Origin of the sequence: Oceanobacter antarcticus (genome assembly GCF_044962685.1) — a bacterium.
GTDB classification, from domain to species: Bacteria; Pseudomonadota; Gammaproteobacteria; order Pseudomonadales; family Oceanobacteraceae; genus Oceanobacter; species Oceanobacter antarcticus.
The window spans coordinates 147,407-161,318 of sequence record NZ_JBBKTX010000001.1; the positions used below are offsets into that span (position 1 = coordinate 147,407).

General features: G+C 55.5%; 10 protein-coding genes. 6 read left to right on the forward strand and 4 right to left on the reverse strand.

Going from position 1 to position 13,912, the window contains the following annotated elements:
- Window positions 1-7: 7 nt before the first annotated feature.
- A complete protein-coding gene (locus tag WG929_RS00725) occupies window positions 8-304 on the reverse strand; it encodes a hypothetical protein (RefSeq protein ID WP_416204462.1) in 297 nt (98 codons plus the stop codon).
- Window positions 305-322: 18 nt separating this feature from the next.
- Here WG929_RS00725 and WG929_RS00730 point away from each other — a divergent pair, with 18 nt between their 5' ends.
- Entirely contained in the window at window positions 323-1,306 is a 984-nt protein-coding gene (locus tag WG929_RS00730; protein WP_416204463.1) for a hypothetical protein, read from the forward strand.
- Window positions 1,307-1,364: 58 nt separating this feature from the next.
- On the opposite strand, the gene WG929_RS00735 is transcribed toward WG929_RS00730, so the two are convergent.
- Window positions 1,365-2,909, reverse strand: a complete 1,545-nt coding sequence (locus WG929_RS00735) for an alkaline phosphatase (protein ID WP_416204464.1) — start codon at window positions 2,907-2,909, stop codon at window positions 1,365-1,367.
- A gap of 1 nt (window position 2,910) precedes the next feature.
- Entirely contained in the window at window positions 2,911-4,458 is a 1,548-nt protein-coding gene (locus tag WG929_RS00740; RefSeq protein WP_416204465.1) for an alkaline phosphatase, read from the reverse strand.
- 257 nt (window positions 4,459-4,715) lie between these two features.
- Between WG929_RS00740 and WG929_RS00745 the strand changes: the two genes are divergently transcribed.
- From WG929_RS00745 to lipA, 4 genes are all read left to right on the forward strand, one after another.
- A complete protein-coding gene (locus WG929_RS00745; protein WP_416204466.1) occupies window positions 4,716-5,855 on the forward strand; it encodes a D-alanyl-D-alanine carboxypeptidase family protein in 1,140 nt (379 codons plus the stop codon).
- Between the two features lie 5 nt (window positions 5,856-5,860).
- Window positions 5,861-6,163: a YbeD family protein gene (locus tag WG929_RS00750; protein WP_416204467.1), complete on the forward strand. Its 303-nt coding sequence runs from the start codon at window positions 5,861-5,863 to the stop codon at window positions 6,161-6,163.
- On the forward strand, window positions 6,163-6,801 hold the full coding sequence (gene lipB, locus WG929_RS00755) for a lipoyl(octanoyl) transferase LipB (protein WP_416204468.1): 639 nt from the start codon (window positions 6,163-6,165) through the stop codon (window positions 6,799-6,801). Before WG929_RS00750 ends, lipB begins: the two co-directional genes overlap by 1 nt.
- 73 nt (window positions 6,802-6,874) lie before the next feature.
- The gene (gene lipA, locus WG929_RS00760) at window positions 6,875-7,861 is read left to right on the forward strand and encodes a lipoyl synthase (RefSeq protein WP_416204469.1); all 987 of its coding nucleotides are present in this window, start codon (window positions 6,875-6,877) and stop codon (window positions 7,859-7,861) included.
- 294 nt (window positions 7,862-8,155) lie between these two features.
- Here lipA and mltF read toward each other — a convergent pair whose 3' ends face one another.
- Window positions 8,156-9,595 (reverse strand): membrane-bound lytic murein transglycosylase MltF, encoded by a 1,440-nt coding sequence (mltF, locus tag WG929_RS00765; RefSeq protein WP_416204470.1) that lies wholly within the window; start codon window positions 9,593-9,595, stop codon window positions 8,156-8,158.
- 383 nt (window positions 9,596-9,978) lie between these two features.
- Between mltF and purL the strand changes: the two genes are divergently transcribed.
- Window positions 9,979-13,905, forward strand: a complete 3,927-nt coding sequence (gene purL, locus WG929_RS00770; protein WP_416204471.1) for a phosphoribosylformylglycinamidine synthase — start codon at window positions 9,979-9,981, stop codon at window positions 13,903-13,905.
- Window positions 13,906-13,912: the final 7 nt, after the last annotated feature.

Genomic DNA, 13,912 nt, shown 5'->3' on the forward strand with positions numbered 1-13,912 from the left:
ATTTGAGTCAGTGCGGTTGTCGGCCCTGACTCGGGCCTTTCAATACCATGCCAAGCGTCATGGCCAGCGCTCCTGCGGTTGCAATCAGCAGGCTGATATTGATCAGCAGGCTGTGGCGAGCGTAATAAGTCATGACGGGTTCGGTGGCGGCGATACAGCTGCCGAGAGCGGGGGAGTAGCTCAGCCCCTGTTGCTGGCAATCGGTAATTCGCGACAAGTCGAGTCCATAGACTATCAGCAGTGCGACAGCAGGAAGCACGCAAATCAGAGTGCCAAAGCGTAGTAATCCGGTTGGGTTAAGCATAAGGACGTATTTCCTCGAATGAGTGTTCAATGTCAGGGTTTGCCAAGCGGATTGTCTGTCAGCGGTGTGTTGATCGTGGTGTTGTTTTTGCTGACTGGCGTCAGCCTGTTGGTGCTGGCCGAGCCAACAGCATCACAGACAGCAACAGTAACAGTAACAGCAACACAAGCTGTCGGTTCTGCTGCGGTGGTTATTCCTGTAACTATTCAGGTAACTACTCCGGTAACTATGGATCTTTCAGCCAGCACTGCGTTGGGTCTTATTCGTCAGGATCTCGCTGTCGGGCGATTATCCCAGCCTCCGGGCCTGAATGCCATGGTACGTATCGACGAATTTCGTCGGCGCTGGCCAACGGATATGGCAGTGGTGCCGCTGGCGTATCAATGGGCCGCTGCTTATCAGCAGCAGGTGGCCTATTGGCTGGAAATGGGCGATCTGGCGGCGGCGGCATCCGGTCTGGAGCAGCTCTGGGAACTGGTGCCGCTCACTCAGGGGTTGGATGCCTTGCAGCAACGCTTTGATCAGGCCCGGTTACTGGCGGAGCAGGTGGCGGCACTGACAGCAGGATCAGCGGCATTGTCGTTGGCTACGGCAAGCACTCTGGAAACCCCGGTCGCGATGTTGCTGGATTATCGGTTGCTGGATGCTGCTGTGCATAATGAATTTCGTAGTCCTTACGAAGACAATTCACCACCGCTGGCAGAGTTTTCACTCGATGCCGAGCTGGTTGAGCTGCGTGACCGTTCTATTCGAGAGGCGATGGCACCGCTGTGTCAGGCGATTGTGGATAATCAGGCGTCGGTCATTGTGCACGCCGAGGATCGGGTCGACTATCGTTGGTTGACGGTACGGATAACGCTCTGTGTTCGTCGTATCAATGAAGGATTCCGTTTACGCCACAGTTATCGCCAGCATGATGGCGCGCCAATGATTTCCCTGCATCCTGCCCGTGCCGAGTCGTTGTTGCCTGACCCTGAGGTCGATCACTCGTTAGATGATTGATCTTGTTGGCAGGCTGGTGCCGCTTTACCCGCTGTAGCGGCACCAGCCTGGTATCAGCTCAGTGGGCGACGGTGGCTTGCTCGGGTGCTGTTTCGACCGTGAGCGCGTGACGCATCAGATGAAACAACCAGTGCTGTTCCAGTGTGCCGCCAAGCAGGTCTGACCAGGGGCCTGCCCCATAAACGGCGACGTCTTCTCCGCCATGGGTTTCCGCTTCCATCGGTACCAGCGCTTGCTGGCGATAGTCTGGTGCTCGGACTTCGGCAGCGGTGATGGCAGGGCGTGGCAGGGTCACGGCTCCGGGGCCATTACGATAATTCATTGAGGTGTAATGTTGGCCATCGGCCAGTCGGTCTGGCTCGGTAGATGGATGACCGTGAGCATCGTTGCCGGTGACCAGTGCGGTCATCGGATTGCCTCGGGTCGGGTAGCCTGCCAGAGTCAGGGTATGGCTGTGGTCAGCGGTGACCAGCAGCAGGGTATTGTCGAGATCGAGCGATTGCAGCAGCCATGCCACCGTCTGATGCAGTTCTTCGGTTTCCTTCAACGCACGGTAGCCATTGCCAGCGTGGTGGGCGTGATCGATTCGGCCTGCTTCAATCACCAGTACGTATCCCTTCGGGTTGTGAGACAGGCGCTGTACTGCTGCTTGGGTCATGTCCAGTAAGCCTGGCGTCTGTTCACCGCGATCGTCGACATACGGCAGATGAGACGGAGCAAACAAACCAAGCCATTGGCCGTAACTCAAGTCAGCCGTGCGTAACGCTGCGGGTGTTGTGAGCAGGTGATGATCCGGGCGTTGTTGCCAGGTGTCGGTGAGGTCACCAGACTGTCGGGCACCGCCTTCGGTCGCAGGTAAAAACTGGGCAAGGCCGCCACCCAGGGCGATGTCGAGGTCGCTGTGTACCAGTTGGGTGGCGATGTCTTCACAGCCTGCGGCTCGTGCTGCGGGCGTCAGCTGGCTGTCGTTTTCCCAATTACGTTCAACGCTGTGCGCATAGGTGGCTGCCGGTGTGGCGTGGGTCAGGCGGGTGGTGGTGACGACGCCGGTGCCTTTGCCTTGTGCCAGGGCCAGATCCATCAGAGTATCCAGTGCTTGATCCTTGCCGCTGGCGCAGTCGCCGCGTATCACGGCCGGACTGACGGACAGCACCCCGGCGCGTGTTTTGGTGCCGGTCACCAGAGCGGTCATGGTGCCTGCGGAATCAGGCGTTTGCTGATCGGTATTATAGGTTTTGACCAGTGCCGAATAGGGCAGGGTTTCAAAACTCATGGCAAAGTCTTCGCCACTGAGTCCCAGTTGTTGGCCACTGAATATACGGCCAGCCGTTAAGGTGGTGATGCCCATGCCGTCACCAATCACCAGCACCAGATTTTTGGCGCGGTGGTGATTGTCGGTTTGTTGTTGGCGCTGGTCGGCTTGTTGCTGCCCGGTGGCATACCATTCGTTACTGGTGACGGGGCCGATAGGTCGAGGAGACTGAGCAGTGGCTAACGGGCTGTCGTGAGTTGCACAGCTGGCCAAGGTAAGAACGGTCAGGGTTGTGACAGCGAGCATACTGGTGCGTCGTACTGCCTGATAGAGCGTGTTAAAACCGATCATTTTAATAGCCCTCCGTTGCGGTTGGCGCCTGAGTTGTCAGATGCAGGGCGCGACTGGCGAGGTGAAACAGGCTGTTTTGTTCCAGTAATCCGCGAAACCACTGTGAGCCTGGGCCTTTGGCGTGAATCGCAACATCATCGCTGCCGTGGGTTTCACTTTCTTTATGACCCAGTGATGCCTGGTGAAAGTCAGGATCCGCCGTGTTTTCATCGTCATGCCATCGGATACGGCCATTGATACGACCGGGAGTTTGGCCGGAATCACTTGCAGTCACCGGATCAATGTCGTTGGCTCCCAGGCCATTGGCGTAACCCAGCGTTGTATAGGGCGCGTTGTCAGCTGCCCGACTGAGCTTGTCGGGTTGGCGCACCAGACCGAGAATATCGTTACCTCGTTGCGGGTAACCGGAAAATGACAGCGTATGGCTATGGTCAGCGGTGACCGTGATCAGGGTGTCGTGGTCATTGGTCATACGGTCGGCAAACGCCACTGCGTCGGCCATGGCAATGGTGTCTGTCAAGGCGCGGTAAGCATTGCCTGCATGGTGGGCATGGTCGATTCGGGCACCTTCAATAATCAGCACATAGCCCTTGTCGGTGTTCTGCGTTTGCTGCTGCAGTACCTGTAAGGCAGCAAAGGTCATTTCGGTGAGCGACGGTTCGGCAGGGGTGCGGTCGTAGGCGTAGGCCATATGGCTGCTGGCGAACAGTCCGAGAATCGGTGTGCGGGCATGCATGCTCACAAGGTCATTTCGGCTCAATAGAAGTTGTCCGTTCGGGTACTGGTGGTTGAATTGCCGGGTCAGATCAGTGTCGAGACGCTTGCCGCCCTGGCTGGCGGGTAAAAAATTCTGGCGCCCCCCCCCCATCGCCAGATCCAGGCCATTGGCAAAGCCGTTGTTAATCAACTGGTCTGCAATGTCCTGACAGCCTTGTTGGCGGGCTTCGTCAGAGAGGTCGCTGTCGGCTTCCCAGTCCCGTTCCGGTGTGTGGGCATAGGTCGCTGCCGGAGTGGCATGGGTGATCCGTGCGGTCGTCACGACACCGGTGGCAAACCCTTGCTGGCTGGCGTATTCCAACAGGGTGGTCAATGAGTGTGTATTGCTGCCCTGGCAGATGGAGCGATCTTGCTCCGGGCCGATACTGAGGACTCCGGCACGGGTTTTGACACCGGTCATAATGGCACTCATGGTGCCTGCGGAGTCGGGGGTCTGCTGGTTGGTGTTATAGGTTTTGACCAGGCCCGAGTAGGGAAAGCGCTCAAAGGAGAGGAAGTTTTCTTCTCCGGTGAACCCTTGTTGCTGGCCCTGCCAAATACGTGCAGCGGTCAGGGTGGTGATGCTCATGCCGTCGCCGAGAAACAGAATCAGGTTGCGCGCATGGGTTCCCGGTGTGGTACTGGCCAGCCGATAATCGAGCCAGGCTTCACCCTGTTGATAATCCGGCTGATACGCCGACGGCGCTACTGCCAGCACGTTTGAGGGTGTGACCAGGGTTGCTGTGGTGATTGTTGCAATGGCCAGCAGGCCGGAACAGACAAGGCGTTGCATGGGAACTTCCTGTCAGATAAAGGTTCTTGTGAACGTTGGTTTGTATTGGTCAGTGTAAATCGGGGTGCGAACTGCGCCTATAGTCTTTACTGCCTGATTGCGGCCAGCAGGGGTCTGACTGGCTCAATTATCCTGACTCAGTGACCCTGTATATCGCAGCTCTGTATGACGGCAATATGTCGTTCTCGTCTGGACTGCAAATTCTGCTGGCCGTGTTACAATACCCGGCTCAACTCTCCTACTTTTAGTCAAGAGTCATGCGCTATCTATTAAGTCTGTTTTTATACGTCAGTGCGGCCTGTACATCGGCTGCTGTCATTGTACCCAAAGCTCCCGATCTGGATGCGCGGGCCTTTATTCTGGTGGATGCCGAGAGTGGCAATGTATTGGTCGAACAGAATGCCGACGAGACCCTGCCACCTGCCAGTCTGACCAAAATGTTGACCAGCTATATTGCGGTGCACGAACTGGTGACCGGTAATGCCAGCGACGACACCATGGTGCCTATCAGTGTTAACGCCTGGAAGAAGGGTGGCTCGAAAATGTTTGTGCGGGAAGGTACCGAGGTGCCGCTGATCGATCTGCTACGCGGCATTATTGTGCAATCTGGTAATGATGCTTCAGTGGCGGTGGCGGAATACTTTGCCGGTTCTGAAGATGCCTTTGCTGACTGGATGAACCAGTACGCCATCAAGTTGGGCATGGACAACAGTCATTTTATGAATGCGACGGGCTGGCCAGCGGAAGGGCACCACTCAAGCGCACGGGATATAGCCACGTTGGCTTTGCATATCATCAAGGATCACCCCGATTATTACGCTCTGTATTCCGAAAAATATTTTGAATACAACGATATTCGCCAGCCCAACCGCAACAAGCTGCTGTGGCGTGATTCCTCCGTTGATGGCTTGAAAACCGGCCATACCGAGGCGGCCGGTTTCTGTCTGGCCGCTTCTGCGGTACGTGACGACATGCGTCTGATTGCCGTGGTGATGGGGACTCGCAGTGATGATGCTCGTGCGCAGGAAACCCAGAAGCTGCTGGCGTATGGTTTCCGTTATTTCCAGACCCACAAGCTGTACGGTGCCAATGATGTGCTGGAGCAGCGCAAGGTCTGGCTGGGTCAGCAGGATCAGGTTGAACTCGGTGTACAGAATGATCTGTACCTGACCGTGCCACGTGGCACCGAAGGGGATCTCGATGTCGAGCTGATCACAGATGAATACCTCAAGGCTCCAATTGCTGCCGGTGCCGTGGTCGGTACACTGGTCGTGCGTAAAGACGGTGAAAAAATCGACGAGCGGCCCCTGATAGCGATCAGTGCTGTTGATGAGGCTGGTTTCTTCGGTCGCTTGCTGGGCGAGATCCAGATGTTTTTTACACGTTTGCTGGGGTAATCGAAATGGCCTTGATCAACGCTGACGGACAACCTGCGACCACTCAGGAAGCACCAAAAATAGAGTTCCCCTGTCCCGATTACCCCATCAAGGTGGTCGGCAAGGGCAAGGATAACTATCGCCAGGTCGTGCTGGATATTTTCCAGGTTCATGCGCCCGGATTTGATCTTGAGAAAATCCAGGTGCGTGACAGTAGCAAAGGCAATTTTCAATCGCTCACCATCTATATCACCGCGACGGGTATTGAACAGCTTGAAGCATTACACCAGGAATTGAGCGCCCACGAACTGGTGCACATGGTGATTTGATGCCCGATGTGGTGGTTCGTCGGCTGGGGCTGGTTGATTATCAGCCTTGCTATCAAAAAATGGTGTCATTTACTGCTCAGCGTCAGCCCGATACCCCGGATGAAATCTGGCTGTTACAGCATCCTCGCGTATTTACTCAAGGCCAGGCTGGTAAGGCAGAACATTTGCTGGTGCCCGGAGATATTCCCGTGGTGCAGACGGATCGCGGTGGCCAGGTGACCTATCACGGTCCGGGCCAGCTGGTAGCTTATTTACTACTGGATATCAAACGTCTTGGCATTGGCCCCCGTTTGCTGGTAACGGCGATGGAAGAATCGATTGTGGCGACACTGGCGTACTGGGGGATCCACTCGGCAGCAAAAGCCGATGCCCCGGGGGTTTACGTTGGCGGTCGCAAGATTGCCTCGCTGGGGCTGCGTATCCGCAACGGTCGTACTTTTCATGGCCTGGCGCTGAATGTGGATATGGATATGACGCCCTTTCTGCGTATTAATCCCTGTGGTTATGCCGGGCTTGAAATGACACAGGTAGTTCGGGAAGTACCGGACGCCACTTTGAACATTGATCAGGTTGCTGAGCAGCTGGAACAGCAGTTGGTCAGCCACCTGGGTTTTGCAACGATCAAACGCCCGGCATAATCTGCCGTGCTGGATCCAAACTATACATCCCGGTTGCGGTGATCCCGCCGACCGGGCAGGCTGGGGTAAACAGATGACTGAAAGAGCAAAAGCCGTACAAGGGCTGAAGTTGCGTGGCGCTGACAAGGTGGCCCGTATCCCGATCAAGGTGATTCCTACCGAAGAAATGCCACGCAAGCCTGACTGGATTCGTGTGCGTATTCCGGCTACCCCGGCGATCAGTGACATTAAGGCCAAGCTGCGCAAGCACAAGCTTCATACTGTGTGTGAAGAAGCCAGTTGCCCTAACCTGGGCGAGTGCTTTGGTGGTGGTACCGCGACCTTTATGATTATGGGTGATATTTGTACCCGTCGCTGTCCGTTCTGCGATGTTGGCCATGGGCGTCCCAATCCGCTGGATGTGGATGAGCCAAAAAACCTGGCCCTGGCGATTGCTGATATGGGATTGAAGTACGTGGTGATCACCTCGGTTGACCGCGACGACCTGCGTGATGGTGGTGCCCAGCACTTCGCTGACTGTATCTCCCTGACCCGTGAACACAGCCCGAGTATCAAGATTGAAGTGCTGGTGCCAGACTTTCGTGGACGAATGGACGTTGCTCTGGATGTACTGGAGCAGACGCCTCCTGATGTGTTTAACCACAATCTGGAAACGGTGCCGCGTTTGTATAAAAAGAGCCGTCCGGGCTCGGACTACCAGTGGTCGCTGGACTTGCTGAAAAAATACAAACAGCGTCGCCCGGATGTGCCAACCAAATCTGGCCTGATGCTGGGGTTGGGTGAAACCAATGACGAAGTGATTGCAGTGATGAAAGACATGCGCGCTCACAACATCGATCACATCACTATGGGGCAGTATTTGCAGCCAAGCCGTGAGCACCTGCCGGTCGAGCGTTTTGTGACGCCGGAAGAGTTTGATGAGCTGGGTGATATTGCCAAAGGCATGGGATTCAGTCGGGTTACCAGTGGCCCAATGGTACGTTCTTCCTATCATGCTGATGCACAGGCTGCCGGTGAAGACGTTAGCGGTGTGTGGAGCGGCCACAAAAAATCGTCATAAGCATCCATGCATCGCACATATTAACGGATAAAGCAGGGGGCTTGCTTGTATAGCAACGGCTGCTTGTCTGCGGTTATTTTTTGTGCGCTGTTCAGGAATTATTTGCAGGAATCCTGCGGTCAACCCTGTCCACCTGATTGGCGCTGCTGCGATCGAACTGTCGATCAAACGGAGAAAGCCAGAACCGCCCGGCTACGGGTTATAGCGGCTGCTGACGGTTGGTGTTGAGTCGCCATCCCACTGCCGGGAGGGCAGGCAGTGAGAGTGGAGAGGGGCGGCGAGCAATAGAATGGCTCAGAGCAGCGGAGGAATGACCGTAAGCGATGAGGACAGGTGCAGGCTCTCGTTTTCACTCGACGCAATATGTAACGCTTGCTCATCGTTCCATACCAGTACGTCGTAGTAGCGGCGTATGTTCTGGACATAGTCAACGGCTTCACGTCCACGCGCATAACCGTGGCGGGTATTCTTGTGGTAACGCTTCTGGCTCAGCAATGGCAAGGCTTCTTTGACATCACGCCAGAGGTTCGGGTTGCCACCCATTTCATAAGCGAGGCGACGAGCATCTTGCAAATGGCCATAACCGACGTTATAGGCCGCTAAAGTCATCCAGGTGCGATCCGGTTCTGCGACCTGGGTGCCCAGACGGTCTCGTAATGTATTCAGATAACGTCCGCCGCCCAGAATGCTCTGTTCGGCGTCGAGGCGATCACTGACGCCCAAGTCACTGGCGGTGGCGGTGGTCAGCATCATCAGACCACGGACACCGGTATAACTGGTGGCGACTGGATTCCAGTGACTTTCCTGATAACCGACGGCAGCCAGCAAGCGCCAATCAAACTGATTGTCAGTGGCAGAGCTGACGAAGTAGGGCTTGTAACGATCCAGTTTGCGTACGGTCTGGCGCAAGAAGCGTTTGGCTCCGACATAGTCCAGCTCACTCAGGTGGCCATAGTAACGCTCGTTCAGTGTCGCCAGTTGCTGACGGGTCTGACGTGACTGGAAAAAGTCGCGGGAAGCATTCAGCAAGGAGTCGTCGCGGCTGTGCTGAAAGGCCCAGGCCAGGGACTGCTGCTCGGTTATGGTGAAACCCACTCCGATGTTGGGAATATAGGCTTGCAGCATATTAAATTCATTGGAGTCGACAAGGCTGTAATCGATGTCGCCAGTAGCGACCATATGCATCAGGTCGGTCACGTCCAGTTCGCCGGTTTCACTCCAGCTCAGTTCGGGCCGTTCGGTGACTTGTGCTTTGCGTAATGTCTGGGCATGGCTTGATGAGGCCGGAACGACGGTCATGCCGCCGAGCAGGTCATCCAACTGACGTGGCCGTTGGGTACCACGACGATAAATAACCTGTTCACTGACCTGTTGATATGGCTCACTAAAGCGAAACCAGCGCTGACGCTCTGGTGTAATGGCAAGGCCTGCTGCTGCAAACTGAGCCTGGTCAGTATCCAGTGCAGTGAATATATCGGTCAGGTTATCAGCAACCTGAACATTTAATTTGACGCCGAGGTAGTCAGCAAAGGCCTGGGCCAGTTCAAATTCATAGCCGGTTTGGCCGGTTCGGTCTTCGTAGTACGTGGTCGGGCTGTTGCGGGTGACGACGGTAATTTCACCGTGCATCCGTATTTGCTCCAGCTGCGTTGGACGTACGCTCCCTGTGATGGCCGTAAGGCAGACCAGCAAGGTCATCAGACCAGTCATCAGTTTGACTGATTTCAATAACATGTAAGCTCCAGAATTTACTTTCTGCTCTCCTGCACCAATAGTGGGCGCGGCAGCAATTATTGTTCCATTTTATAACATAAGGTGGTCAAAAAACAACCGCCTAGCCAATAGCTCTGGTGAATGGCGACAAGAAAGGCAATCAATGGGCGCTTCTTTCTGTTTGGAACAGCCCATGGAGTGCTGCTGAAATTATAGTTCAAATGATTGTAAATACGTTGTCGGTAGTTGCGCCAAGGTGTTGTCTGAGCAGGAGGAGGCAGCTAATAAGTCCGCTCGTTCTGGGGGCGGGATAGCCCTCTGGTAGCGGAGTTGGCCACTATCCAGTATCATTCGGCCTCATTTTTTCCCGTATTTTCGGCCCCAACCCCTGGAGTCAAGGCACAATGCTTGAGCTGCGTGGCGCACCAGCGCTTTCAGAATTTCGTCAATCCAGAATCCTGGCCAAACTGCAGGCTGCGGTTCCGGCCGTGACCGGTGTGTACGCCGAGTTTGTACATTTTACTGATCTCAGTGAGGATCTGGCGGACAACGAGCGTCTGGTGCTGGAACGTATTCTTCGTTATGGCCCCAAGGCTGCCCGACAGGATGTTGTGGGTGACTATTTTCTGGTGACGCCGCGTTTCGGTACCATTTCTCCGTGGTCGTCGAAAGCGACAGACATCGCCCATAATTGTGGTTTGGGCAAAGTGCAACGGCTGGAGCGGGGGATTGCCTATTATGTCGCAGGAGCGGCCACTACGGATCGTGATGCCATTGCCGCCGTGCTGCATGACCGTATGGTCGACACCGTACTGGAGCGCAGCGAGCAGGCCGAAGCCCTGTTTTCACACGCTGAACCGGCACCGTTATCGATTGTGGATATTCTTGTCGGCGGGCGAGACGCGCTGGTTGAGGCCGATAAAACCCTGGGTCTGGCGCTGGCCGATGACGAAGTGGATTATTTGCTCGATAACTACCAGATCATGGGCCGTAACCCGACCGACGTCGAATTGATGATGTTTGCTCAAGCTAATTCCGAGCACTGCCGTCACAAGATTTTTAACGCCAGCTGGACTATTGATGGTCTGGAGCAGGACAAATCCCTGTTCCAGATGATCAAGAATACCTACGAGTGTTACAGCGACAACATCCTCTCTGCCTATAAAGACAATGCCTCGGTGATTCGTGGTCACAAGGCTGGTCGTTTCTTCCCGAACCCGGTGGATTCTGATCAGTCCCGCCAGTACCGCTATCATCAGGAAGACATGCACATCCTGATGAAGGTCGAAACCCACAACCACCCGACTGCGATTGCGCCGCATTCCGGTGCCGCCACGGGTTCCGGCGGTGAGATTCGCGACGAAGGGGCAACCGGTCGTGGTTCCAAACCCAAAGCTGGTCTGACCGGTTTCACTGTCTCCGACCTGAAAATTCCCGGTTTCGAACAGCCGTGGGAAAGCGACTACGGCAAGCCGGGTCGTATCGTCTCGGCATTGGACATCATGATCGATGGCCCACTGGGAGGCGCGGCGTTTAACAACGAATTTGGTCGTCCGAACCTGTGTGGCTACTTCCGTACCTTCGAACTGCAACACGACGGTGAAGTCCGTGGTTACCACAAGCCGATTATGATCGCCGGAGGTTACGGCAACATCCGTGACGAGCACGTTCAGAAAGGTGAAATTCCGGTTGGCGCAGCCCTGATTGTACTGGGTGGCCCGGCGATGCAGATTGGTCTGGGTGGTGGTGCTGCGTCTTCGATGGCGTCTGGTCAGTCCAATGCCGACCTCGATTTTGCTTCTGTGCAGCGCGAAAACCCGGAAATGGAACGTCGCTGTCAGGAAGTGATTGACCGCTGCTGGCAGAAAGGCGATCAGAACCCGATTGCCTTTATTCATGATGTCGGTGCCGGAGGTATCTCCAACGCTTTCCCCGAGCTGGTGGGCGACGGTGGCCGAGGTGGTCACTTCGAACTGCGTAACGTACCAAACGATGAACCGGGCATGAGCCCGCTGGCGATCTGGTCGAACGAATCCCAGGAACGCTACGTCATGGCAGTGCCGCTGGAAGATCTGGCCACTTTTGATGCCATTTGTCAGCGTGAACGCTGCCCCTATGCGGTGGTCGGGTACGCCACGGAAGAAGAACACCTGACCGTGACCGACAGCCATTTTGGCAACAAACCGGTGGATATGCCGCTGCAGGTGCTGTTGGGTAAACCGCCACGTATGCACCGTGATGCAGTCACCCGTGCAACAAGCGTCAGAGCATTTGAATCCACTGGGATCGATCTGGCCGAAGCGGCTGAACGGGTGCTCAAGTTGCCAACGGTCGCCAGCAAGTCATTCCTGATCACTATTGGTGACCGCTCCATTACCGGTACTGTTGCCCGTGACCAGTTTGTTGGCCCCTGGCAGGTGCCGGTAGCTGACGTTGCGGTGACGACCTCGTCTTATGACTCTTTTGTGGGTGAAGCGATGGCCATGGGGGAACGTACCCCGGTGGCGTTGCTGGATGCCCCGGCATCCGGTCGTCTGGCTGTAGCAGAAACGATCACCAATCTGGCGGCTGCGCCGATTGCCCAGCTGGCAGATATTAAATTGTCGGCTAACTGGATGTGCGCCGCTGGCCACGACGGTGAAGACGAAAAACTCTACGCCACGGTCAAAGCCGTGGGTATGGAACTTTGCCCGGAACTGCAAGTGACCATTCCGGTAGGCAAGGACTCCATGTCAATGAAGACCCGTTGGCAAGACACCAACGAACAGGGTCACAGCGAAGACAAAGCCGTTACTTCGCCGATGTCGCTGGTGATCACTGGCTTTGCGCCCGTGACGGACGCCCGTTCGGTACTGACGCCACAAATTCAGAAAAATGTGGAGTCGGATCTGATTCTGGTCGATCTGGGTCGTGGTCAGAATCGTCTGGGTGCCTCCTGTCTGGCGCAGGTATACCAACAGCTGGGTGATGTTCCGGCTGATCTGGATGATGCCGAAGATTTAAAAGCCTTCTTTGCCGTGGTGCAGGGGCTAAACGCCGATGGCAAGTTGCTGGCTTACCACGATCGTTCCGATGGCGGTCTGTTTGCCACGCTGGTGGAAATGGCCTTTGCCGGTCACGCTGGTCTGGATATTTCGATGGACTTGCTGGCGGATGCCGAAGACGAGCTGGCAGGAGCGTTGTTTGCTGAAGAACTGGGTGCGGTGATGCAGGTGCGTCGAGACGATCTGGAAGAAGTTCTGACGCAATTTGAAGCTGCTGGATTAGGTGACTGCACCGCTGTGATTGGCTCTGCCAACGACGATGATCAGATTACCTTCAGTTTCCAGGATGAAGAATTCCTCAGTGAGTCTCGTGTCAACTGGCACCGCATTTGGGCAGAAACCAGCTTCCGTATGCAGGCGCTACGTGACAACGCCGACTGTGCCCAGCAGGAATTTGATGCACTACTGGAGATTGGAAATCCCGGTATCCACGCTGAGCTGACTTTTGATATCAATGAAGACATCACCTCTGATTTACCAGCTGCTGATGTTGACGGCGCACTCAAGGTGGCGATTCTGCGTGAGCAAGGTGTAAACGGCCAGATTGAAATGGCCGCCGCCTTCGACCGCGCTGGTTTTGCCACCGTCGATGTTCATATGAGTGACGTGTTGTCGGGTGCTGTGACGCTGGACAGCTTCCGTGGACTGGTGGCGTGTGGTGGTTTTTCCTACGGTGACGTACTGGGTGCCGGTGAAGGCTGGGCCAAGTCGATCCTGTTTAACGCCCAGGCTCGTGGTCAGTTTGAAGCTTTTTTCGCTCGCAACGATACCTTTGCTCTGGGTGTCTGTAATGGCTGTCAGATGTTGTCCAACCTGCATGAACTGATTCCGGGGGCAGAACATTGGCCGCATTTTGTGCGCAATATGAGCGAACAGTTTGAAGCCCGTGTTGCCATGGTCGAAGTGCAGGAATCGGACTCCGTGTTTTTCGCCGGTATGGCGGGTTCCCGTATGCCTATCGCGGTGGCGCACGGAGAAGGCCGGGCAGAGTTCAGCGCTGAATCCGATTTCGACGAACTGGTTGGCCAGATTGCGCTGCGTTACGTTGACAACTACGGCCAGGTTACCCAGCAATACCCGCTGAATCCGAACGGTTCGCCGCAAGGTATTACCGGCCTGACCGCAGCCGATGGCCGCGTCACCATCATGATGCCGCACCCGGAACGGGTATTCCGTGCCATTCAGAATTCGTATATTCCGATGGGCGCTGATGGTGAGTCCTGGAGTGAAGACGGTGCCTGGATGCGAATGTTCCGTAATGCCCGTGTGTGGTGTGAAGAGAACTGAATATGCT

Bases quoted from the DNA above. Each gene is read 5' to 3' on its own strand.
- WG929_RS00725 (WP_416204462.1), bottom strand. From the start codon at position 304: ATGCTTAACCCAACCGGATTACTACGCTTTGGCACTCTGATTTGCGTG.
- lipB (WP_416204468.1), top strand. From the start codon at position 6,163: ATGCCCGATGTGGTGGTTCGTCGGCTGGGGCTGGTTGATTATCAGCCT.
- WG929_RS00745 (WP_416204466.1), top strand. From the start codon at position 4,716: ATGCGCTATCTATTAAGTCTGTTTTTATACGTCAGTGCGGCCTGTACA.
- lipA (WP_416204469.1), top strand. From the start codon at position 6,875: ATGACTGAAAGAGCAAAAGCCGTACAAGGGCTGAAGTTGCGTGGCGCT.
- WG929_RS00740 (WP_416204465.1), bottom strand. From the start codon at position 4,458: ATGCAACGCCTTGTCTGTTCCGGCCTGCTGGCCATTGCAACAATCACC.
- WG929_RS00730 (WP_416204463.1), top strand. From the start codon at position 323: ATGAGTGTTCAATGTCAGGGTTTGCCAAGCGGATTGTCTGTCAGCGGT.
- mltF (WP_416204470.1), bottom strand. From the start codon at position 9,595: ATGTTATTGAAATCAGTCAAACTGATGACTGGTCTGATGACCTTGCTG.
- WG929_RS00735 (WP_416204464.1), bottom strand. From the start codon at position 2,909: ATGATCGGTTTTAACACGCTCTATCAGGCAGTACGACGCACCAGTATG.
- purL (WP_416204471.1), top strand. From the start codon at position 9,979: ATGCTTGAGCTGCGTGGCGCACCAGCGCTTTCAGAATTTCGTCAATCC.
- WG929_RS00750 (WP_416204467.1), top strand. From the start codon at position 5,861: ATGGCCTTGATCAACGCTGACGGACAACCTGCGACCACTCAGGAAGCA.